Origin of the sequence: Pseudoduganella sp. RAF19 (genome assembly GCF_052114165.1) — a bacterium.
In the GTDB taxonomy this organism is placed as follows: Bacteria; Pseudomonadota; Gammaproteobacteria; order Burkholderiales; family Burkholderiaceae_D; genus Rugamonas.
Genome location: NZ_JBFREF010000011.1, coordinates 1 through 22098, shown reverse-complemented (window position 1 = coordinate 22098; position 22098 = coordinate 1). Strand labels below are relative to the sequence as shown.

18 protein-coding genes and 3 tRNA genes are annotated in these 22098 nt (G+C 62.0%); 16 read left to right on the top strand and 5 right to left on the bottom strand.

Annotation, left to right across the window (positions count from 1 at the left end):
- Positions 1-6 precede the first annotated feature (6 nt).
- Positions 7-1200 (top strand): right-handed parallel beta-helix repeat-containing protein, encoded by a 1194-nt coding sequence (locus tag AB4Z19_RS25870; RefSeq protein WP_442022483.1) that lies wholly within the window; start codon positions 7-9, stop codon positions 1198-1200.
- Here the strand turns inward: AB4Z19_RS25870 and AB4Z19_RS25865 are convergent.
- Complete coding sequence (locus AB4Z19_RS25865) at positions 1197-1955, bottom strand: substrate-binding periplasmic protein (RefSeq protein ID WP_442036525.1); 759 nt, start codon at positions 1953-1955, stop codon at positions 1197-1199. The two genes, AB4Z19_RS25870 and AB4Z19_RS25865, sit on opposite strands and share 4 nt — an antisense overlap.
- Positions 1956-2122: 167 nt before the next feature.
- Here AB4Z19_RS25865 and AB4Z19_RS25860 point away from each other — a divergent pair, with 167 nt between their 5' ends.
- From AB4Z19_RS25860 to AB4Z19_RS25835, 6 genes are read left to right on the top strand one after another with little or no spacing between them, the layout of a single operon-like run.
- Positions 2123-4447, top strand: coding sequence for a GH92 family glycosyl hydrolase (locus tag AB4Z19_RS25860; protein WP_442036523.1), 2325 nt, complete (start codon positions 2123-2125; stop codon positions 4445-4447).
- The gene (locus AB4Z19_RS25855; RefSeq protein WP_442023688.1) at positions 4444-6741 is read left to right on the top strand and encodes a GH92 family glycosyl hydrolase; all 2298 of its coding nucleotides are present in this window, start codon (positions 4444-4446) and stop codon (positions 6739-6741) included. The genes AB4Z19_RS25860 and AB4Z19_RS25855 overlap by 4 nt, the downstream gene beginning before the upstream one ends.
- Positions 6725-7723 (top strand): LacI family DNA-binding transcriptional regulator, encoded by a 999-nt coding sequence (locus AB4Z19_RS25850; protein WP_442036521.1) that lies wholly within the window; start codon positions 6725-6727, stop codon positions 7721-7723. Before AB4Z19_RS25855 ends, AB4Z19_RS25850 begins: the two co-directional genes overlap by 17 nt.
- A 15-nt stretch (positions 7724-7738) precedes the next feature.
- On the top strand, positions 7739-8962 hold the full coding sequence (locus tag AB4Z19_RS25845; protein WP_442036519.1) for an AGE family epimerase/isomerase: 1224 nt from the start codon (positions 7739-7741) through the stop codon (positions 8960-8962).
- Entirely contained in the window at positions 8955-9863 is a 909-nt protein-coding gene (locus tag AB4Z19_RS25840; protein WP_442023682.1) for a carbohydrate kinase family protein, read from the top strand. Before AB4Z19_RS25845 ends, AB4Z19_RS25840 begins: the two co-directional genes overlap by 8 nt.
- A complete protein-coding gene (locus AB4Z19_RS25835; protein ID WP_442036517.1) occupies positions 9850-11115 on the top strand; it encodes a sugar MFS transporter in 1266 nt (421 codons plus the stop codon). The genes AB4Z19_RS25840 and AB4Z19_RS25835 overlap by 14 nt, the downstream gene beginning before the upstream one ends.
- Before the next feature lie 105 nt (positions 11116-11220).
- Here the strand turns inward: AB4Z19_RS25835 and ttcA are convergent, their stop codons facing one another.
- The 3 genes from ttcA to AB4Z19_RS25820 are packed head-to-tail and all read right to left on the bottom strand — an operon-like array spanning position 11221 to position 13325.
- Positions 11221-12126 (bottom strand): tRNA 2-thiocytidine(32) synthetase TtcA, encoded by a 906-nt coding sequence (gene ttcA, locus AB4Z19_RS25830; RefSeq protein WP_442023678.1) that lies wholly within the window; start codon positions 12124-12126, stop codon positions 11221-11223.
- Positions 12123-12521 carry a dihydroneopterin aldolase gene (locus tag AB4Z19_RS25825; RefSeq protein WP_442023676.1) on the bottom strand — a complete coding sequence of 133 codons (399 nt, stop codon included), beginning with the start codon at positions 12519-12521 and terminating at the stop codon, positions 12123-12125. The genes ttcA and AB4Z19_RS25825 overlap by 4 nt, the downstream gene beginning before the upstream one ends.
- A 24-nt stretch (positions 12522-12545) precedes the next feature.
- Positions 12546-13325, bottom strand: coding sequence for an SDR family oxidoreductase (locus AB4Z19_RS25820; RefSeq protein WP_442023674.1), 780 nt, complete (start codon positions 13323-13325; stop codon positions 12546-12548).
- Positions 13326-13381: 56 nt separating this feature from the next.
- Here AB4Z19_RS25820 and AB4Z19_RS25815 point away from each other — a divergent pair, with 56 nt between their 5' ends.
- Both AB4Z19_RS25815 and AB4Z19_RS25810 read left to right on the top strand, forming a co-directional pair.
- Positions 13382-14530, top strand: coding sequence for a class I SAM-dependent methyltransferase (locus AB4Z19_RS25815; RefSeq protein ID WP_442023672.1), 1149 nt, complete (start codon positions 13382-13384; stop codon positions 14528-14530).
- Positions 14531-14559: 29 nt separating this feature from the next.
- Positions 14560-15531, top strand: a complete 972-nt coding sequence (locus AB4Z19_RS25810) for a J domain-containing protein (RefSeq protein WP_442036515.1) — start codon at positions 14560-14562, stop codon at positions 15529-15531.
- Between the two features lie 108 nt (positions 15532-15639).
- Here the strand turns inward: AB4Z19_RS25810 and AB4Z19_RS25805 are convergent, their stop codons facing one another.
- On the bottom strand, positions 15640-16134 hold the full coding sequence (locus tag AB4Z19_RS25805; RefSeq protein ID WP_442036513.1) for a chemotaxis protein CheW: 495 nt from the start codon (positions 16132-16134) through the stop codon (positions 15640-15642).
- A 143-nt stretch (positions 16135-16277) separates the two neighbouring features.
- Here AB4Z19_RS25805 and AB4Z19_RS25800 point away from each other — a divergent pair, with 143 nt between their 5' ends.
- From AB4Z19_RS25800 to AB4Z19_RS25770, 7 genes are all read left to right on the top strand, one after another.
- Complete coding sequence (locus AB4Z19_RS25800; RefSeq protein WP_442029741.1) at positions 16278-17852, top strand: DUF3369 domain-containing protein; 1575 nt, start codon at positions 16278-16280, stop codon at positions 17850-17852.
- A gap of 117 nt (positions 17853-17969) precedes the next feature.
- Positions 17970-19622 (top strand): tetratricopeptide repeat protein, encoded by a 1653-nt coding sequence (locus AB4Z19_RS25795; RefSeq protein WP_442036511.1) that lies wholly within the window; start codon positions 17970-17972, stop codon positions 19620-19622.
- 59 nt (positions 19623-19681) lie between these two features.
- Positions 19682-21202 (top strand): HDOD domain-containing protein, encoded by a 1521-nt coding sequence (locus tag AB4Z19_RS25790; RefSeq protein WP_442028881.1) that lies wholly within the window; start codon positions 19682-19684, stop codon positions 21200-21202.
- 281 nt (positions 21203-21483) lie between these two features.
- Positions 21484-21569, top strand: a tRNA-Tyr gene (locus tag AB4Z19_RS25785).
- A 34-nt stretch (positions 21570-21603) separates the two neighbouring features.
- Positions 21604-21677, top strand: a tRNA-Gly gene (locus tag AB4Z19_RS25780).
- Positions 21678-21718: 41 nt separating this feature from the next.
- Positions 21719-21793: transfer RNA gene (locus AB4Z19_RS25775), tRNA-Thr, on the top strand.
- A gap of 69 nt (positions 21794-21862) precedes the next feature.
- A partial coding sequence (locus AB4Z19_RS25770; RefSeq protein WP_442036509.1) for a GTP-binding protein occupies positions 21863-22098 on the top strand: 236 nt, incomplete at its 3' end.

Below are 22098 nucleotides of genomic sequence, written 5' to 3'. Positions count from 1 at the left end.
GCGCTCATGCTTACTCGTCTTCTTATACTACCGGCGCTGCTGGCCAGCGGCGTCGCCAGCGCCGCCACCTGGTACGTCGCGCCGGACGGCAAGGATAGCGCCGCCGGCACGCAAGCGGCGCCGTGGCAGTCCATCGCCCGCGCGCAGGAAGCCGCCGCTCCCGGCGATACGGTGCTGTTTCGCGGTGGCCGCTATGCCTACACGGCGGCAGTCAAAGGCTGCGCCACGCGCACCGACAGCGTGGATGCGGTGCTGCTGAATAAAAGCGGAAGCGAGGGACAGCCGATTCGCTACTGGGCCTATCCGGGCGAAACACCGGTGTTCGACTTCTCCGCGATGAAGGACGATTGCCGCGTCAAAGGTTTCAACGTCTCCGCCAGCTGGCTGCATATCAAAGGCCTTGAGCTGACCGGCGCGCCGCAGCAGCCGCAGAACCGGCTTAATCACGAATCCTGGGGTATCTGGGTCAATGGCTCGCACAATGTGTTTGAGCAGCTGAACACGCACCATCATATGGGTCCCGGCCTGTTCATCAAGGAGGGCGGCTATAACCTGGTGCTGAATTCAGACTCCCACCACAACTACGATCCTTACACTTCAAACGGTGCGGGTCAGAGCGCGGACGGCTTCGGCGCCCACATCAAGGCGGGCCAGCCGGGCAATGTCTTTCGCGGTTGCCGCGCATGGGACAACACCGACGACGGCTTCGACCTGATCAACGCTTTTTCGCCTGTGGTGATCGAGAATTCCTGGGCCTGGGGGCATGGCTATCTGCCCGGCACGCGCACGCCGCTGGCGGCGGGGAACGGCAACGGCATCAAGGCCGGCGGCTATGGTGGAAAATACGTGCCGAACGGCGTGCAGCACACGGTGCGTAATTCCATTGCCTTCGACAACAAGGCGGCAGGCTTCTACGCCAACCACCATCCACTGGCGCTGGAATTTACCGGTAATATCGCTTTTGCCAACGGGGCGAACTTCAATATGCGCGGTATCACGCCGGACGGCGCAGCGGCCAGCTTCGGCATTTTGCGCAATAACCGCTCATACGGCGACCGGCCTAACAGCTATATGGAAGCTGTGGACGCCCAAGACAATTCCTGGAATCTGCCGCAAACGCTGCCGCTGCAGGGCTGGGATGCGCCACGCCAGGCCGATGGCAGCCTGCCGGCGCTGCCCTGGCTGTCTGCACTGCGTTAGCGCAGCTGCCAGCGCCGCACGATCTCGTTCTTGCGGCCATTCGAGGAAATGATGCGGTAGCCCTCGTTGAACAGCTTGCGCGCCTGTTCGCCTTGTGGATGCGTGGTGCTGAAGCCGATGTAGGAACCCATCGGCGTGGCATGGAAAGCCACGCCGACATTATTCACTTGCGCCTGCTGCACGATTGCCGCATCTGTCTTCATCTGATTCGCCATCATCAGCGCCAGGTCAACACGGCCCGCTGACAGCTTGCGCAGATTGGCCTGTTCGCTGTTGGCGCGGTCAAGCACCGCACCGCGCTTTTCGACTTCCGCCAGCGAGGCGGGATATTCATAGCCGTTGACGATACCGATGCGCGTGCCCGGTGCAATCTGCTGTTCCGAGGTGGCGGGCAGTGAGCGGTCGGTGTTGTAGTAATAGCGGGGATAGACTTCGAACAGCGGTTGATCCGACAGCGCCACATATCCCTTTTGCTCGGGCGCTGGCGACATACTGAAACAAGCTGGCACTGCGCCCTGCATCACATAGGCTTTGCAGCGCGCATAAGGCACGACGGTGAGCTTGATGTTTGTGTGAACCGCCTCGAAAGCCGCGCGCACCAGATCATTGGCATAGCCGCTGCCATCCGGTCCGGACCAGGGCACTGCCGCATCTTCCACCATGATCTCGATCGAAGCGCCTGCCTGTGCGGCCGGCGGCGCTGCGGCAGCGGTGGTGGCGGCAAGCCAGAGCGACAGCAGCGAGGCTCGCAGCATATCTTCGTTCTTCCTTCCTTGGCAAAAGAGTGTGCACATTGTAGACCAGGATGTCTCTGGAATGTCTGTTTAGTAAACTTGATAAACAACGGTGATTTCAAGCCCTTCGATACGCTGGGACGCACGTTTATTGGCTAAGATGGAGCGATAACTAAACAGGAGACAAAATGGGTATTCGCAGCAAGTTCGGCCTGGCGCTGCTCGCGCTGGTGGCCGCGGCATCGCATGCGGCGCAGCAGGGCAGCCCGGCAGCCGCCGTCAATGTATTCATCGGCACCGGCGGCGATGGCCACACCTTCCCCGGCGCCACGCGTCCGTTCGGCATGGTCCAACTGAGCCCGGACACCCAGGTCCGCCACTTCAAACAGAGTTATCCCTGGGCGGCAGGCTACCGTTACGAAGACAACTCCATCCTCGGCTTCTCGCATACCCACTTCTCCGGCAGCGGTCACTCCGATCTCGGCGACATTCTGCTGATGCCCTACAGCGGCGACACGAAGCTGGAACCGGGCTATCCGGAGCGCCCCTTCAGCGGCTACCGTTCGCGCTTCCGCCACGAAGACGAACACGCGGAGCCGGGCTACTACGCCGTGCGCCTGCAGGATAACGACGTCAGTGTCGAACTGACTGCCAGCGAGCGGGTAGGCCTGCACCGCTACCACTACGACAAGGGTGCGGACGCCAAGGTGATCCTGGATCTGCGTCAAAGCATTTACGATTACAACGGCAAGAACCTGTGGTCCTCGATGCGCGTCCGCGACAACAGCACCATTACCGGCATGCGCGTCACGCGCGGCTGGGCGCCGGGACGCCAGCTGTATTTCGCGATGAAGTTCTCGCGCCCCATCGCCGGCCGCGCGCTGTACAACCGCGAAGAGGGCGTCGAGTACAAAGGCTTCGCTGCGCCGGGCAAAACGCCGTCCGAGAAGATTTACGTGGAAGGCAAGGCCCTGGTTGGTGCACTGGACTTCGGCGTACCGGCCGATGGCACGCTGATGGTAAAGGTCGCGCTGTCCGCCGTCAGCGAAGACGGCGCGCTCGCCAACCTGGAAGAAATGCCGGGCTGGGACTTTGACGCGGAACGCAACCGCGCCAGCAAAGCCTGGAACGATGCCCTGTCCGCCGTGGCAGTCGAAGCGCAGGAACCAATGCGCACCATGGTCTACACCAGCCTGTATCACGCCATGCTGGCGCCAAGCCTGTTCATGGACCGCGACGGCCAGTATCGCGGCCCGGATAACCAGGTGCACAAGGCCAAGGGTTTCAGCTTCCATTCCACCTTCTCGCTGTGGGACACCTACCGCGCTCTGCATCCTTTGCTGACGCTGATCCAGCCGGAACAGCAGAACGTCGACTTCGTGCGTTCCCTGATCGTGTCGCAGCAGGAAAGCCCCTACGGCATCCTGCCGGTGTGGCAGTTCAACGGCCTGGAAACCTGGTGCATGATCGGCTACCACGCGGTGCCGGTGATTGCGGACGCCTACATGAAGGGCCTGAAAGGCTTCAGCGCCGATGAAGCGCTGGCCGCGATGACCGCCAGTGCCGAATACGGTCCTTACGGCGGCCTGGAACACTATATGAAGTTGGGCTATGTGCCGATCGACCTGGAGCCGGAAGCGGCATCCAAGACCGTCGAATATGCTTTCGACGACTGGACCATCGCGCGCATGGCCGAGAAGATGGGCAAGAAGGATATCGCCGCCCGCTACTACAAGCGCGCCCAGAATTACCGCAATGTGTTCGACACCAAAACCGGCTTCATTCGCGCCCGTAAATCGACGGGCGAATTCCGCGAGCCCTTCAATCCCGTGTTGTCCAACTTCGGCAGCGATTACACCGAAGGCAGCGCATGGCAATATTCCTGGTATATGCCGCACGATAATGCCGGTCTGATCTCCATGCTGGGCGGCGATGCGGCAATGGCGGCGAAGATCGACCAGGTATTTGATGCCAAGGTCGATGCGAACGTCTACGCGCATATGGAAGACATCTCCGGCCTGATCGGCCATTACGCCCACGGCAACGAGCCATCGCACCATGTAGCCTACCTGTACAACTATGCCGGTGCACCGTGGAAGACTCAGGCGCGCCTGGGCCAGATCGTCGCCAGCCAGTACAGCGCCAAGCCGGACGGTCTGGCGGGCAATGACGATCTGGGTCAGATGTCGGCCTGGTTCACCTTTACCGCCCTGGGCTTCTATCCCGTAGCGCCGGGCAGCAATGAATACGTGATCGGACGTCCTTTCGTGGACAAGGCCGTGCTGAATCTGCCGAACGGTAAGCACTTCACCATCCGCGCCGAGCAATTGAGCGCAACGAATGTGTATGTCGGCAGTGTCACGCTGAACGGCAAGCCGCTGCAGCGCAGCTTCCTGCGCCATGAAGACATTACCGCAGGCGGCGAGCTGGTGTTCCGCATGCAGGCAACGCCGAATACCGACTGGGGCCGCGACCACAAAGCCCGCCCATACACGCAGACGGCTTACCAATGATGAAATTCGGACTGGTACTGGCCCTGGCCGCGCCGCTGGCCGGGGCACAAATGGTTGGCAAGGTGGCCGATCCCGTGGAGTGGGTCAATCCCCTCATGGGCACGGCCAGCAGCATGGAAATGTCGAACGGGAATACCTATCCGACCATTGCCGTCCCGTGGGGCATGAACTTCTGGACGCCGCAGACCGGCAAGATGGGCAATGGCTGGGCCTACACCTACGGCGCGGACAAGATCCGTGGCCTGAAGCAGACGCACCAGCCGTCGCCTTGGATGAACGACTACGGCCAGTTTGCCGTCATGCCCATCACCGGCGCCAAGCGTTTCAACGAAGACGACCGCGCCAGCTGGTTCTCGCACAAGGCGGAAGTCTCGAAGCCTTATTACTACAGCGTGTATCTGGCCGATTCCAACGTCACCGCCGAAATCGCGCCGACGGAGCGCGCAGCCCAGTTCCGCTTCAGCTTCCCGCAGTCCGAGAAAAATTATGTGGTGGTGGATGCCTTCGACAAAGGCTCCTACATCAAGATCCTGCCCGATCAGCGCAAGGTGATTGGCTACAGTACCCGCTATGCGCGCGGTCCGCTGCCGGCCAACTTCCGCAACTACTTCGTGATGGTGTTCGATAAACCCTTCACTTCGGCCGACGTCTGGAGCGGCAAGCAGCTGATCGAGGGCGGTCTGGAAATGACAAGCGACCACAGTGGCGCCATTGTCGGTTTCAAGCCGGGCGAGCAAGTGCACATGAAGGTGGCGTCGTCCTTCATCAGCGCTGAGCAGGCCGAGCTCAATCTCCGGCGCGAACTGGCGAACGACGATTTCGACGCGACTCGCGCCAAAGCCAGGGCGGCATGGAACCGCGTGTTAAGCCGCGTGGAAGTGGAGGGCGGCAGCATCGACCAGATGCGCACCTTCTATTCGAGCCTGTACCGCATGGTGCTGTTCCCGAACAAGCTGTATGAGCTCGACGCAAAGGGGCAGCCGATTCACTGGAGCCCATACAACGGCCAGACTCTGCCCGGTTATATGTTTGCCGGAACCGGGTTCTGGGACACCTTCCGCGCTCTCTACCCCTTCCTGAATCTGGTCTACCCCTCGATCAACCGCGAAATGCAGGCGGGCCTGGCCAATGACTTCAAGGAAGGCGGCTGGCTGCCTGAGTGGTCCAGTCCCGGTCTTGCCAACGTCATGATCGGCAATAACTCGGCCGCCGTCGTGTCGGATGCATGGATAAAAGGCATTCGCGGTCAGGACATCGACACCTTATGGCAAGCGCTCAAACACGGCGCCGGCAACGAAGGCCCGATGCCAGCGGTGGGGCGCTTCGGCGTCAAGTATTACAACGAGCTTGGTTACGTGCCGTACGACGTGAAGATCAACGAGAACGCCGCGCGCACGCTGGAATATGCCTACGACGATTTCGCCATCTACCAGCTGGGCAAAGCGCTGGGCAAGCCGGAATCGGAAATCGGCATCTACGCTCAGCGTGCCATGAACTACAAGAAGCTGTTCGATCCCGAAACAGGTCTGATGCGCGGACGGAACAAGGACGGCAGCTTCCAGTCGCCGTTCAATCCCTTCAAGTGGGGCGATGCTTTCACCGAAGGCAATAGCTGGCACTACACCTGGTCCGTGTTCCATGACGTCGATGGCCTGATCAAGTTGATGGGTGGACGCGAAGCCTTCGTCGACAAGCTCGATACCGTCATGAAGCTGCCGCCGGTCTTCGACGAAAGCTACTATGGCGAGGTGATTCACGAAATCCGCGAAATGCAGATTGCCAATATGGGGCAGTACGCCCACGGCAATCAGCCGATCCAGCACATGCTCTATCTATACAACTACGCGGGCGCGCCATGGAAGGCGCAGTACTGGATTCGCGAAACGCTGAACCGCATGTACCGTGCGACGCCGGATGGCTATTGCGGCGATGAGGATAACGGCCAGACCTCGGCCTGGTATGTGTTCTCCGCGCTGGGCTTCTATTCCGTCACGCCGGCCGTCGGCCAGTACGTGATTGGCGCTCCGCTGTTCCAGCACGCGACGCTGCATCTTGAAAACGGCAAGGACGTGCGTATCAACGCGCCGGCCAACGATGCCGACAAACGTTACATTGAGTCCGCGCGCCTGAACGGACGCCCGTACACGCGTAACTGGCTGGCGCACGATGAGCTGCTGAAGGGCGCTACACTCGACTTCAATATGTCGGCCGTGCCGAACAAGCAGCGCGGCACAGCGCCGGACGATGCTCCCTATTCCTTCTCGCGCGAGACGCAGCATGAGCGAGCCCACTGACCCGGTCACGATCCGCACCATTGCGCAGCACACCGGCCGTTCGATCGGCACGGTGTCGCGCGCGCTGAAGAATCAGACTGGCCTGAGCGAAGAAACGCGCGCACTGATAGTCGCCAAGGCGCGCGAACTGGGGTACGACTTCAACAACCTGAAGACGGGGCGCATCCGACGCATCGCATTTTTGCTGCACTCCCAGCACAGCACTTTGGCGGCCAGCCCCTTCTATTCGCCCGTGCTGCATGGCGCGGAAGCGGCCTGCCGCAAGGAAGGGATTGCGCTCTCGCTGTTCGCGGTCAATCCGGCCGAGCCGGTGGCGGAGCTGATTCGCCTGCACCAGCCGGATGCGATTCTGTGCGCCGGCTATTTCGAGCCGGAGGTGCTGGCAGCGCTGCGCGCCAGCGGCAAGCCGATGGTGCTGGTCGATATGCGCCTGCAGGGCTACACCTCGGTCAACGCCGATCACCATCTGGGCGGCTATCTCGCCACCCGTCACCTGATCGAGAGTGGACGCAAACGCATTGCCATGCTTTCCGGTCCGCTGTCGCACTACAGCATTCAGCAGCGCGTGCGCGGCTTCCGCAAGGCGCTGTACGAAGCGCGTCGCCTGGCCGATCCCGATCTTGAGGTGACCTTGCCCGGCATTGGCGACCGCGATCAGGCTGTGCGCGATGCGATGGCCGGCTTACTGGCGATGACCCAGCGTCCCGATGCACTGTTCTGCTACAACGACAGCACGGCGCTGGCAGCGATGCGCTACTGCCTGGACGCAGGACTCAAGATTCCGCACGATCTTGCCATCGTCGGCTTCGACGATATCAGCGCGGCAGCGATGGCGGTGCCGCCGCTGTCGAGTGTCAGCACCGACAAGGAAGCGCTGGGCGCGGCCGGTGTCGAGTTGCTGATGCAAACGGATACCAGCCAGGTGCTGGAGAAAATTCTCGCGGTGCGCCTGGTCGTGCGCGAGAGCAGTAATGATGACTAAACCACGGATGACCAGATGACCCAGGCTTTCCCCGATTTCTTCGCGCGTTCCACACTGCATAACCACGTTGCGCAGACGATGTCCTTCTACTACCCGCGCTCTATCGATCCGAGCGGCGGCTTCTATCATTTCTTCAAGGACGACGGCACGGTCTACGACGCGGCGACACGCCATCTGGTGTCGAGCACACGCTTTGTATTCGTGTATGGGATGGCTTACCGCCACTTCCAGCGGCCGGAGTATCTGCAGCAAGTGCGGCACGGTGTCGATTTCCTGCGCAATGTGCACCGCAATCCTGAAACGGGCGGCTACACCTGGCTGTTGAAGTGGCAGGACCGCAAGGCTGAAGTGCTGGACGCGGAAAACCACTGCTACGGTCTGGCCTTTGTGCTGCTGGCGTATTCCCATGCGCTGATGGCGGGCGTGGAAGAAGCGCGCGGCTATATCGAAGAAACGTTCGCGCTGATGGAGCGCCGCTTCTGGGAACCGGAGCATGGTCTGTATGCCGACCAGGCCAGTGCGGACTGGTCGGAGGTGTCGTCCTATCGCGGCCAGAACGCCAATATGCATGCCTGCGAAGCCTTGCTGGCCGCGTACCAGGCCACTGGCCAGGTGCATCTGCTGCGCCGCGCCGAACTGCTGGCCTGGAATATCACGCAGCGCCAGGCGGAACGCGCCAACGGCATGATTTGGGAACACTACAAGAGCGACTGGTCGGTCGACTGGGAATTCAATCTGCACGACAAGGCCAACCTGTTCCGTCCATGGGGCTACCAGCCGGGCCATTTAACCGAGTGGAGCAAGCTGCTGCTGCAACTGGAAGAACATGGCGCGCATCTTCAGCGCGATCCATCCTGGCTGCTGCCTGCCGCACAGAAGCTGTTTGCGATTGCGCTGGACAAGGCCTGGGACCATCAGCATGGCGGCATCCATTATGGTTTCGCTCCGGACGGCAGCATTTGCGATGCGGATAAATATTTCTGGGTGCAGGCCGAAACACTGGCTGCTGCCGCGCAGCTGGCCGCGCGCACCGGCGATCCCCTTTACAAGACCGTGTACGAAAAGCTGTGGAAGTACAGCTGGACGTATTTTGTCGATCACGAATACGGCGCCTGGTACCGCATCCTGACCGCCGATAACCGCAAATACTCGGACGAGAAAAGCCCGGCAGGCAAAGTGGACTATCACACCATGGGCGCCTGCTACGACATCATGCGCGCCTGGAGCAAGCATGGCTGACGGCGCGCGCTTTGTCTGCGCCGGAGAGGCGCTGACCGACATGATCCGCCATGAAGGCGATGTGTGGCATAGCCGCGTCGGCGGCTCGACCTGGAATGTGGCGCGGGCTTTGGCGGCGCTGGGTGCGCCGACGGCGTTTGCGGGCGCCATCAGCCAGGACGTGTTTGGCGACGCGCTGTGGCGGGCCAGCGAGGCGTCCGGACTGGATTTACGCTATCTACAACGCTATGCGCGCCCGCCGCTGCTGGCGATGGTGCATTCGACCACGCCGCCGGATTATTTCTTCGTCGGCGAGAACAGCGCCGATCTGTATTTCGACCCGCATACGCTGCCCGCCAACTGGCTGCACGATGCGCGCTGGCTGCATTTCGGCGGCATCAGCCTGGCACGCCAGCCGCTTGCCGACAAACTGGTAACGCTAGCCACTGCTGCGCGTGCGGCCGGTGTGCGCATCAGCTATGACCCGAACTTCCGCAAGCTGATGGACGAGCGCTACGACGTCACGCTGCGCGCAATGGCGGCGCTGGCCGACGTTATCAAAGTCTCGGACGAAGACTTGCGCGCGCTGTTCCGTACCGATGACGAAGCGGCAGCGCTGGCGCAACTGCGCGCCATGAATCCTGTCGCCGCCGTGCTGTACACACGCGGCGGCGAAGGCGCTTCGCTGCTGGCCGGCGCCGGCATGTGGCACGCGCCGGCGCCGCGCATCACTGTTGCGGACACGGTCGGCGCGGGCGACGCCAGCATTGCCGGCCTGGTCTTCAGCCTGGACCATCATCCTGAGCGCGACTGGCAGCAGCATCTTAACTTTGCCGTAGCCTGCGGCGCTGCAGCCTGCTGCGCTCCCGGTGCCCACGCACCCACCCTTGACGAAGTGGAGAGAATCAATGGAAACGTATAGCCCTGTTGCTTCCGCACCGAATGCCGCCGCGTCTGCGCCGACGAACTACCGCAGTGCGTTGTCGATTGTCACACTGCTGTTCTTCATGTGGGGTTCGCTGACGGCGCTGAATGATGTGCTGATTCCGCACCTGAAGGCCGTGTACCAGCTCAGTTATGTACAGGCGATGATGGTGCAGTGCTGCTTCTATGGCGCCTATTTCATCGTGTCCCTGCCGGCCGGTATGTTGATCCGCAAGATCGGCTATCAGCGTGGCGCCGTCGCCGGCCTGCTGATCGCCGCGACCGGATGCGCGCTGTTCTACCCGGCGGCGAATTCCGGGTATGCCTTGTTCCTGTTTGCTTTCTTCGTGCTGGCGAGCGGCATCACGGTGCTGCAGGTGGCTGCGAATCCTTATGTGGCGGCGCTGGGCGAACCGCGCAATGCGTCCAGCCGTATGAGCCTGGCCCAGGCCTTCAATTCGCTGGGCACTACGATTGCGCCTGCGCTGGGCGGCATGCTGATTCTTGCTGGCGGTGCGCTGAGCCACGGCGCGGCGTCTGGCGGTGCGGCGGCGGAAGCATCCACCGTGCAGGGACCTTATCTGGTGCTGGCGGCAGCGCTGCTGCTGCTGGCCGTGCTGTTCTCGCTGGCGCGCCTGCCGCACATCGAAGCGGGCGAACCGCCGGCAGCGGCCCGCGAAGGCTGGGGTGCGCTGCTGGCGCATCGCCACCTCGTGCTGGGCGCAGTGGTGATCTTCCTGTATGTGGGCGGGGAGGTGAGCATCGGCAGCTTCCTGGTCAACTACTTCGGCGAGCCGCAAGTCGCCGGCCTGGCGCCGGCCGATGCGGCGCGCTATGTCAGCTACTACTGGGGCGGCGCCATGATCGGACGCTTCGTCGGCAGCGCGGCCATGCACTATGTGAAGCCGGGTAATGCGCTGGCCTTCAATGCAGCTGCCGTGATCGCGCTGGTGCTGCTGTCGATCTTCAGCCACGGCGGTGTGGCGATGTGGGCGATTCTTGCCGTCGGCTTGTTCAACTCGATCATGTTCCCGACCATCTTCAGCATCGCGCTGAAAGACCTTGGCCACCTGACGGGGCCAGGCTCCGGCCTGCTGTGCATGGCCATCGCGGGCGGCGCCATTGTGCCTCTGCTGCAAGGCGCGGTCGGCGATGCCGCGGGCGTCCAATGGTCCTTCCTCATCCCCGCAGCGTGCTATACCTTCATCCTTTATTACGGGCTGAAATATGCGGGGATTTATGACCGCTAACGGTGCGCTTGCAACGGCGGATCGATGATCCGCCCTACGCGAGGGTAACAATATTCCTGGCCCGGCGTAGGGCGGGTCATTGACCCGCCGCGATCGGCACGTGGCTTAACCGGCTTGAAGAGGAATGATGCCCGGTGTGGCCGTTGGCGTGGAGCAGGGTTCTTCGTCGAAGGCGATGTCGCCGAGGGGATTGGCGAGACCGTCGGCCTTGATGTCTTTGAAGCCGAACAGATCGCGGTCCATCAGATGCGAAGGAACCACCGTCGACAGGGCGGAGAAGGTGCTCTCCACGCGGCCCGGATGTTTCTTTTCCCAGTCGCGCAGCATGGCCTTGATCTGCTTGCGCTGCAGGTTTTCCTGCGAGCCGCACAGGTCGCAAGGAATGATCGGGAAGCCTTTCACGGCCGCATAGCGCTCGGTGTCTTCTTCCTTCACATAGGCCAGCGGACGAATCACCACGTGCTTGCCGTCGTCGGACACCAGCTTGGCCGGCATGCCCTTGATCTTCGCGCCGAAGAACATATTCAGGAAGAAGGTTTCCAGGATGTCGTCGCGGTGGTGGCCCAGGGCGATCTTGGTGCAGCCCAGTTCATCGGCCACGCGGTACAGGATACCGCGGCGCAGGCGCGAGCACAGGGAACAGGTGGTTTTCCCTTCCGGAATCAGGCGCTTGACGATCGAGTAGGTGTCCTGGTTCTCGATGTGGAAGGCCACACCCAGCTCGGTCAGATAGCGAGGCAGCACGTCAGCCGGGAAGTTCGGCTGCTTCTGGTCCAGGTTGACGGCCACGATCTCGAAATTGATGGGCGCGCGCTCGCGCAGCGTCATCAGGATATCCAGCAGGGCATAGGAGTCCTTGCCGCCGGACAGGCAGACCATGACCTTGTCGCCTTCCTCGATCATATTGAAATCGCCGATGGCCTGGCCGACCAGGCGGCACAGGCGCTTGTGCAGCTTGTTGTTTTCGAAGGCCACCTTGTCGGCGGCTTTGGTGTCGACTACGGCGTTCATGCTACGTCCTTGATCTTGAATACTTCCACGCCCACGCCTTCGCAATCCGGATAGACATCAGGCTTCATGGTCGATACGCGTGCTGCCAGCACTTTCGGGTGCGCCAGCATGGCCTTTACCACATCGTCCACCAGCGTTTCCTGCAGATGCACGTGGCCCTCGGCCATGCGGCGGGCGATGGTCTCGCGCATGAAGTCGTAGTCCACCACTTCATTCAGTTCGTCGTCCTTGGGCGTGGACACGGCCAGCGGAATATACAGGTCCACGTTGATCAGCACGCGCTGCTCGCCCTTCTTCTCGAAATCGTGCACGCCGATATTGATCAGCACTTCGTAATTGCGCAGGAACAGCCGGCGGCAGTCTTGCAGTTGCGGGTGAATGAGGGCGGACAGCATTTTGCGAAAACCTTAAAGTTGAAATTATTTGGCGACGAACATCACGTCGCGTCCCGATGGCTGCAGGTGCTGGCCGCCATCGACAAGTAAAGTGGTGCCGGTCATGGCGCGCGCACTGGCCGCATAGACCACGGCAGCGGCAATGTCCTCCGGCGTGCTGGAACGGCCCAGCGGCGTTTGCTGGTGCGCCTTGGCGAAGCCTTCCTCGCTCTGGTCGCCGGACACCATGGTGATCCCCGGCGCCACGCCCACCACCCTTACCTTGGGCGCCAGCGCCTGCGCCAGCATGGTTTGCGCCGCTTCCAGCGCAGCCTTGGACAGGGTGTAGGACAAAAAATCGGGATTGAGATTATAAAGCTTCTGGTCCAGCAGATTGATGACGACCGCCTCGCCGCGTTCCGGCGTGGCGTCGTACAGCGCATGCGCCAGCAGCACGGGCGCGCCGACATTGGCGTGCATATGCGCATCCAGCCGCTCGAAACCGAAATCGAAATGGCTGTCGTAATCGAACAGCGACGCGTTGTTGACCACGCAGTGCACGGCGTCCAGCGCGGCCACGGCGCGCGGCAGCAGCTGCTTCACCGCTTCCTGGTCGGACAGGTCGCAATCGAGCGTGACGGCGCGGCGGCCCAGCGCGGCAATCGCCTGCGCCACATCGCGCGCTTCGTCGTGCGAATGGCGGTAATGGACGGCGATGTCCCAGCCCGCCTGCGCCAGCCCGAGGGCAATGGCGCGGCCCAGGCGCTTGCCGGCGCCCGTGACGAGGGCGACGCGTGGCGTGGTCACTGGCTGTGTTGTCGTCATATTAAGTGTCAATCAATTCCGTAGGGTGGGGCGCGCCGATTCGCTACAATGCCGGAATGTCTTTACCCGCACCTTCTTCCGACGCGCTGGCCGCGTCCCAAGCCTTGCAGCAGCAGATCGCCGCCGATATCGCGCAGCAGGGCGGTTCCATTCCATTCTCCCGCTTCATGGAACAGGCGCTGTATGCGCCCGGTCTGGGCTATTACAGCGGCGGTTCCGCCAAACTGGGAAAAGATGGCGATTTTACAACTGCACCAGAGCTGACGCCGCTGTTCGGACAGGCCGTGGCGCACGCGGCAGCCGCTATTATCGCCCAAAGCGCGCCGCATATCCTCGAATTCGGGGCCGGCACGGGCAAGCTGGCTTTGGATGTGCTGACCGAGCTGGCTGCCGCCGGCGTGACGGTCGAGAGCTATTCCATTGTCGACCTGTCCGGCGAGCTGCGCGCGCGCCAGCAGGAAACCTTGCGCGCCTTCCCACAGGTGCGCTGGCTGGACCGCCTGCCGGAACGCTTTGAAGGCGTGGTGCTGGGCAATGAGGTGCTGGACGCCATGCCGGTCGATATGGTCACGCTGACCGGGCAGGGCTGGCAGGCGCTGCACGTGACCGTGCGCGACGGCGCCTTTGCCTGGGATGCGGTGGCGCCCGATGCCGCTCTCGTCGAGCAGATCGCCCGCCAGATTCCGGACCCGGAAAGCCTGCCGGTCGGCTACGTGACCGAAATCCACGGCGCAGCCTGCGGCTTCATGGCGACGCTGGGCGCCATGCTGGCAGGCGGCCGCGGCGCGGCGCTGCTGTTCGACTACGGCTTCCCGGCGCGCGAGTTCTATCTGGGCGACCGCGCCACCGGCACCCTGATGTGCCATTACCGCCACCACGCCCATCCGGACCCGTTCTATTATCCCGGCCTGCAGGACATCACCGCCCACGTCGATTTCACGGCCATGGCGCTGGCGGCCCAGGACGCGGGAGCGGACGTGCTCGGCTATACCAGCCAGGCCGGTTTTCTGATTGGTGTCGGCATCGGCGAACTGCTGCTGCGCACCGACCCGTCCGACACCATGCGTTACCTGCCGCAGTCGAACGCCCTGCAAAAGCTGGTATCTCCGGCGGAAATGGGCGAACTGTTTAAAGTGCTGACCATCGGTAAAGACGTGGAACTGCCCGCCGAATTGCTGCGCGCGGATCGCGTCCACCGTTTGTAGAGGCGGGCTGCCGCTGATAATATTAAGAGATGGGAAAGATCCACACTCACTATGACAACTTAAAGGTCTCCCGCGGGGCGCCCCAGGAAGTCATACGTGCCGCCTACAAAGCGCTGAGCCAGAAATACCATCCGGACAAAAATCCGGGTGACGAAAAGGCTGCGCGCATCATGGCCATCGTCAATACCGCCTATGGCACGCTGGCTGATCCGGTGCGCCGCAAGGAGCATGACGAGTGGATCGCCCAGGAAGAATGGGAAATCGCCTGGCTGGAGAGCACCAAGCACGACAGCCATCACGCGCCGGCTGAGCCGGGCTGGTCCGATCATCCGGTGGATATTCCGCGCCGCCGCGTGCTGAAGCGCCGCCTCAAGCTGTGGGGTTCGCTGGGCGGCTGCGTGGCGCTGGGCTGGGTGGGCGGCATGCTGACTGTGTCCGAGCCGCGCCAGATGTCGGCCGTACTGGCGTCCGGCTGGGGCGGCAACAAGCCGACTGCCGAGCTGACGGCGACGGCCACGCCAAGCCGTACTTATCCCCGCGTTGAGAAAGCCCAGAACAGCGATGACGGCTGGGCTGTCGCCAAACCCTATTCCCCGGAACCGAATGTGATGAAGCCGCCGCCGATCAAGGTGGTGACCTTGTCCCAAGTCGTGCTGCCGAGCGCGACGGTCGATTGCGAGCATGAAAGCCCGACCCTGGTGGCGCCGAACGGTGAGCCGTGGCCGCAGCAGTCCGGCTATGTGGATGGTTTCCCGGTCGGGAACAAGGGGGAGGATATGCAGCTGACGCTGGACAATGCCGCCAACCCGGCGGCGGTGTTCATCAAGGTCTACGACCTGGAGCGCCACGCCAATGTGCGCTACGCCTTCGTGCAGGCGCACGACAAGCTGATCGTGGATCAGCTCTCCAACGGCAAATACGAAATCCGCTACCAGAACATCGACCTCGGCCCGGACAAGAACGGCTGCGCTGCCCGCCGGGCCAAGCAGGCCGACAGTTAACCTGGCACGGCGGGTCAATGACCCGCCCTACCCCCCCGTGCGGCCGATGAGTGTTGCGCCATCTCCCGCGTAGGGCGGATCATCGATCCGCCGCATCCGCGGCGCATGTTATGGCGCCAGGCCTTCGATCAGTCCCATTTCCGCGCTGGACATCAGGCGGTTGATATCCACCAGAATCAGCATGCGTTCGTCGATGGTGCCGAGGCCGATCAGGTATTCATTACTGAACGCCGTGCCCATGTCCGGCGCCTGCTTGATCTGGTCCGGCGTCAGGGTGGTCACATCGGACACGCTGTCCACCACCATGCCCACCACGCGGCCATTGATATTCAGGATGATGACCACGGTGAACTGGTCATACACCGGCTCGCCCAGCTTGAACTTGATGCGCATGTCCACCACCGGAATGATGATGCCGCGCAAGTTGATCACGCCCTTGATGAATTCCGGCGCGTTGGCAATGCGGGTCACCGCTTCGTAGCCGCGGATTTCCTGTACTTTAAGGATGTCGATGCCATATTCCTCGGAGCCCAGCTTGAAGGCCAGGAATTCGCGGCCCAGCCCATCGGCTCCGGTGGTATGCAGCGCTGCACTGTCTTGCATGGAGTTTCCCCTCCTCAAATAGGTGTTGTCAGAGCGTATCAGAGTTGCAAGCGATTTGCGAGACGGAAAGTTTCGATTGTCACCAGTTTGAATTCTGATTATGCTGGATGTAACGATTCGGCATTTTAAAACAAGGAGATGGTATGGCGGACCCGAACGCCGTTGAGGATGATTGGCTGCTGGAAGAAGACGAAGACGACAAGCAGCCGTCCCTGGCGGCACCCGATCAGCGCCAGTGGCGTGTGTTGATCGTCGACGACGACCAGGACGTTCATGCCGTCACCCGCCTGGCGCTACGCAATGTGAGTTTCAAGGGCCGTGAGCTGGAGCTGTTCTCCGCCTACAGTGGCCGCGAAGCTTTCGACATCCTGCGCGACACGCCTGACATCGCTCTTGTATTACTCGACGTCGTGATGGAAACCGACGATGCCGGCCTGCTGCTGGCACGCCGCATCCGTGAAGAGCTGCATAATTCCATCGTGCGCGTGGTGCTGCGCACCGGCCAGCCGGGCCAGGCGCCGGAGCAGCGCGTGATCATCGAATACGATATCAACGACTACAAGGCCAAGACCGAGCTCACCACCCAGAAGCTGTTCACCACCGTCATTTCCGCGCTGCGCGCCTACGAAAGCCTGAACATGCTGGAGCGCAGCCGTATCGGCCTCGGCAAGATCCTGGCCGGCGCGACCAATCTCTACCAGATCCATTCCCTGCGCGAATTCGCCTCCGGCGTGCTGAACCAGGTGTCCGCCATCCTCGACGTGGGCGCCGACGGCGTGCTGTGCCTGATGCAGGTGGAAACCGGTGACACCACCGTGGTGGCGGCCACCGGCGGCTATGCGCCGCTGGCCGATGCGGAACAATTGCCGCACTCGCATGAACTGTGGCCGACCATCGCCAAGGCCTTTGCCGAGAAGAAGAGCCAGTTCGACCATCCGGCCAACGTGCTCTACATCCACACCCAGGAAAACCGCGACGTCGCGATTTCCGTCACGCCGCCATGGCCGCTGGCCCAGATCCAGCGCGACCTGCTGGAAGTATTCTGCGAGCGCATCGCCGCCGCTTTCGACAACCTGTATATGTTCGGCCAGTTGCGCAAGGCGCAGGAAGCGACCGTGGTGGCGCTGGCGGATCTCGCCGAGTTCCGCGACGGCTGCACCGGCGGCCACGTGCGGCGCGTGCAGCGCCTGTCCTCCGCCATTGCCGCGCGTATGAAGGAGTGCGGTGTGCAGGACGAGGAACTGACGCCGCAACTGGTGGACATGATCGGCCTCGCTTCCATCCTGCACGACGTGGGCAAGGTGGCAACGCCGGATCACATCCTGCTGAAACCGGGGCCGCACACGGAAGAAGAAAAGGCCCTGATGCAAACCCATGCCGCCGTCGGCCGCAGCGTGCTGGAACGCGCCGCCAATATGGTGGACGGCGTCAGCTACCTGACTTACGGCGCCGAAATCGCGGGTGCGCACCACGAGCATTTCGATGGCCAGGGTTATCCGAATGGCCTGAAAGGCAAGGCCATCCCGCTGTCGGCGCGCATCGTGGCGGTGGTGGACGTGTTCGACTCGCTGCTGCATGAGCGTCCTTACAAGGAGCCATGGCCGTATTCGGACGTGATGAGCTATATCACGGCCCGCCGCGGCAAGCAGTTCGATCCGGACGTGGTGGATGCCTTGCTGGACGTGATCGGCAAAGATCCCAAGTTAGGCATGGATTAAAAGGTTGTGGCGGCGCTGCCGCGTACAGCAGCGCCAAACTCACCAATTCTCACTGCGACGTAATATACTGGGGACAGCCCTTGAGAGGGGGACTGTCCCCGTTTACGTTGAAATATCATGAATGAACTGAAGGGCCTCAGCGCGCTGATCATCGAGCCGCACCCTGGCATGCGCGCCAGCCTTCACAATATGCTGAACCTGTGCGGCCTGAGCCGTATCGACGATGCGTCGAGCTCGGGCCAGGCTATCCGCGCCCTGGAGAACAAGGTCTACGACCTGATCCTTTGCGAATACGATCTTGAAACCGGCCAGGACGGCCAGCAGATGCTGGAAGACTTGCGCCACCACCGCTTGATCAATGCCTCCACCATGTTCTTCATGGTCACCGGCGAAGGCCAGTTCAGCAAGGTGGTCAGCGCCGCCGAACTGATGCCCAGCGATTACATCCTGAAGCCTTTCGCGGCCGACAATATGATGGACCGCATCTGGCGCGCGCTGGATCGCCGCAATGCGCTGCTGCCCGTTTATCAATTGATTGAGCTGGGCGACTTTGCCGCCGCGCTGGAAGCTTGCGAGGCGGGCGAGATGGCGCAGCCGCGCTTTGCCGCCGACTTCATGCGCCTGCGTGCCGAAATGCATTTGCAGCTGGGCGAGCCGGAACTGGCCGAGCCGATTTATGCGGAGTTGTGGGACACCCGCCATATCCACTGGGCACGCCTGGGTCAGGCCAAGACCCTGTTCCTGCGCGAGCGCTACGACGAAGCGCGCCAGATGCTGGAAGAGCTGCTGGGCCAGAACGCGCGCTTCCTCGATGCCTATGACTGGCTGGCAAAAACCCACGAAGCCAATGGCGACCTGCCTGCCGCGCAAGCCGTGCTGAACGATGCGGTGGAACTGTCGCCGCATGCCGTGCGCCGCTTGCGCCGTCTGGGCGAGGTGGCGCTGGAGGCGGGCGATGTCGATGCCGCTGAACGCGCCATGAAACAAGTGGTCAGCAAGGCGCGCTACTCGGAGTTTCGAAATCCGGAAGACCACGCGCGGCTGGCGCAGACGCTGGTGAAGAAGGGCGATCCGGTGCAGGCGGCGGCCGTGATCCGCGATCTGGATAAATCGCTGGCGGGGCAGAAGAACACGGAAGTATGCAGCGCCATTTCGTCCGCCATGCTGCACGAGTACACCGGCAATGAAGCGCGCATGAATGCATCGCTCGACAGCGCGCTGGCGGGCTGCAAGCGCGCCACCGGCCTGTCGAACGAAATCAAGATGGAGCTGGCGCGTACCTGTCTGGAAGTGGGCAAGGAAGAACAGGCGGCCGATGTGATGCGCGATGTGATGCGCAACGCAGCCAGCAATGCCGCCATGGCCAAGGCGGTGCGCATGATGGAGCAGGCCGGGCACGGCGAGCTGGCCACGCGCCTCGCCAACGAAAGCCGCACCGAGGTCGGCGATATGGTGGCGGAAGGTGCGCGCCTGGCAAAGGAAGGAGACTTCCGCGGTGCGGTGGACCTGATGGCGGAAGCGGTGGCCAAGCTGCCCGACAATCCGCAAGTGGTGTTCAATGCCGCGGTGGCGGTGCTCAAATGCCTGGAGAACACCGGCTGGGACGAACATCTGGGCCAGTATGCGCTGGACTACATTGCCGGCGTACGCCGCCTCGATCCGGTCAATCCCAAACTGAATGCCCTGGTCAATCTGCACCAGGACATATTGAAGAAATACAACATCCGTCCCGGCCGCCGGCGCGAACCTGGCGTGCGCATAGCGATATAAGAGCAATGCCGCTTGCTCGGCGCTACAATGGCTTGCATTAGCCTACAACCATAACAGTAATGCCACATTCCCATGACGAGCAGCGGCCCGTACGCGCCCTGCTGCTGAAGAAGCTATGCAGCGACGATGAAGGCCTCTTCGCGCTTGGCGTCTCGGTAGCACGTGTGGTGCAGCTGGCTGACTCGGATGACCAGGGCACGCAAAGCCTGGCCTACTATGTTCTGTCCGACGTCGCGCTGACCCAGAAGATCCTGCGTCTGGCGAACACGCCGCAGTACCGCACCGCAGCCGGTACGCCGGTAACCACGATTTCCCGCGCGATTTCGCTGCTTGGTTTCGATACCGTGAAGACTACGGCGCTGGCCATGCTGCTGGTCGATACGCTGGCCAACAGCAAGCATGCGCAAAGCGTGCGCGTGGAGCTGGAGGCGGCGCTGTGCGCCAGCCTGGTGGGACGCGAGCTGGCGCGGCGCAGCCCTTACCAGAAGGCGGAAGAGGCGGCGATTGGGGCGCTGTTCAAAAACATCGGTCCGCTGGTGATCGCCTCGCGCGAGCATGAGCGCTTCCGCGAAATCGCGCAGCTGATGGCGACCGGCCAGCATACGCAGGCGCAGGCCTCGCAGATGATTCTGGGCTCGACCTACGACACGCTGTCGGCCGCGATTCTGAAGGAGTGGAAGATCCCTGATGTGATCGTGCGCTCGACAGGGCCGCTGCCGCCGGGCGCGCAAAAGCTGCCGATCGACCGGGCCGAGTGGATGCGCATAGTGGTGAGCTTCAGCATGGATGCGGCACGCGCGGTGACGCGCAGGTCCGGTCCCGCCGCGGACGATGCGCGCTTGCTGACGCAGCGCTTCGGCGTGGCGCTGGCTATGGAGAAGGAAGACGTCGAGCAGCTGTTCTTCACCGTCCGCCGCAATATGGATGCGCTGCTGGATTCCATGCAGCTTGGCGCGCAGGAAGAACCGGAAGAGGAAGTCCACGAAGGTTTGCCGAATGTGCTGGCGCTGGCCACCATGGACGCGGGCCAGAGCGAGCAGGAGGGCATTTACCCCAGCGGCAAGCCATTCCATGCGCGCGAACTGCTGCTGGCCGGCGTGCAGGAAGTGACGCAGATGCGCGCGGCAGGACGCAGCAAGGTCAATGAACTGATCCAGGCGGTGCTTGAGACGCTGTATCGCAGCATGGGCTTCCGCTTTGCGACGGTGGCGCTGAAGGACGTGAAGAGCGGCCAGTTCCGCGCCCGTATCGCGCTCGGCGAACGGCATGTGGAACGCGCGGCGGCTTTCGCTTTCCCCTTGCAGGGTAAGGATTTGTTCCATCTGGCGATGGACAACGATGCGGATCTGATGATCGCCGATGCGACGGTGCCGAAGATCCGCGATCTGCTGCCGGACTGGCATCTCAAACTGCTGCCCGATGCGCGCAGCTTCATCGTGCTGCCGCTGGTGGTGCAGGGCGTGCAGCTTGGCCTGTTCTACGCCGACCGCGCGCATCCCGCCCCGGAAGGCGTGCCGCCGGATGAGACTTCCCTGATCCGCGCCCTGAAAGGCCAGGTGCTGGTAGCCCTGACGCCCTGAGAGCGGCGGCGCAATGAGCCGCGGTTTGCAAGCGCAAGCGTGGAGGGGAGGGCGCCGTCTCCGCGCCGTCAAGTCGCTTGCGGATTCCGGGATCAAAACGGCAGCGCGCGACAGGGCGGCGGAGGCTGTCGAAAATGCAACTTAAAAACAACACTTGCAAAGTTGCAGGTGCAGCCCTTACAATCTCGCCCCGAAGCGGACGTCAGTGCCGCAGTGCAGAAAACTGCATTGTGTGTGTTGACAGTCTTTTGTAATTGCTTCATACTCTGCGGTTCCTTCGCGGAGGGGTGGCCGAGTGGTTAAAGGCAGCAGACTGTAAATCTGCCCTCTTATGAGTACACTGGTTCGAATCCAGTCCCCTCCACCAAAACAAGGAACAGAGTGAATGTAAGACGGACCTCGCGGGTGTAGCTCAATGGTAGAGCTGAAGCCTTCCAAGCTTAAGACGAGGGTTCGATTCCCTTCACCCGCTCCAGTATGGCCTGCATTGCATAAGCTTTAACAAGCATCAAATAAGCCCTTGTAGCTCAGTGGTAGAGCACTCCCTTGGTAAGGGAGAGGCCACGTGTTCAATCCACGTCAAGGGCACCAGAATTCTGCAGTAAATCTATCTGATAGTCGGGCGCGTGCCCAGCAACTCAACATTGTTAGGAGTCTAAAATGGCAAAAGAAAAGTTCGAGCGGACTAAGCCGCACGTGAACGTTGGCACCATCGGTCACGTTGACCATGGTAAGACCACCCTGACCGCTGCAATCGCAACCGTTCTGTCGAAGAAGTTCGGCGGCGAAGCGAAAGCTTACGACCAGATCGACGCTGCTCCTGAAGAAAAAGCACGCGGCATTACCATCAACACCGCGCACGTTGAGTACGAGACCGCAACCCGGACCGCAACCCG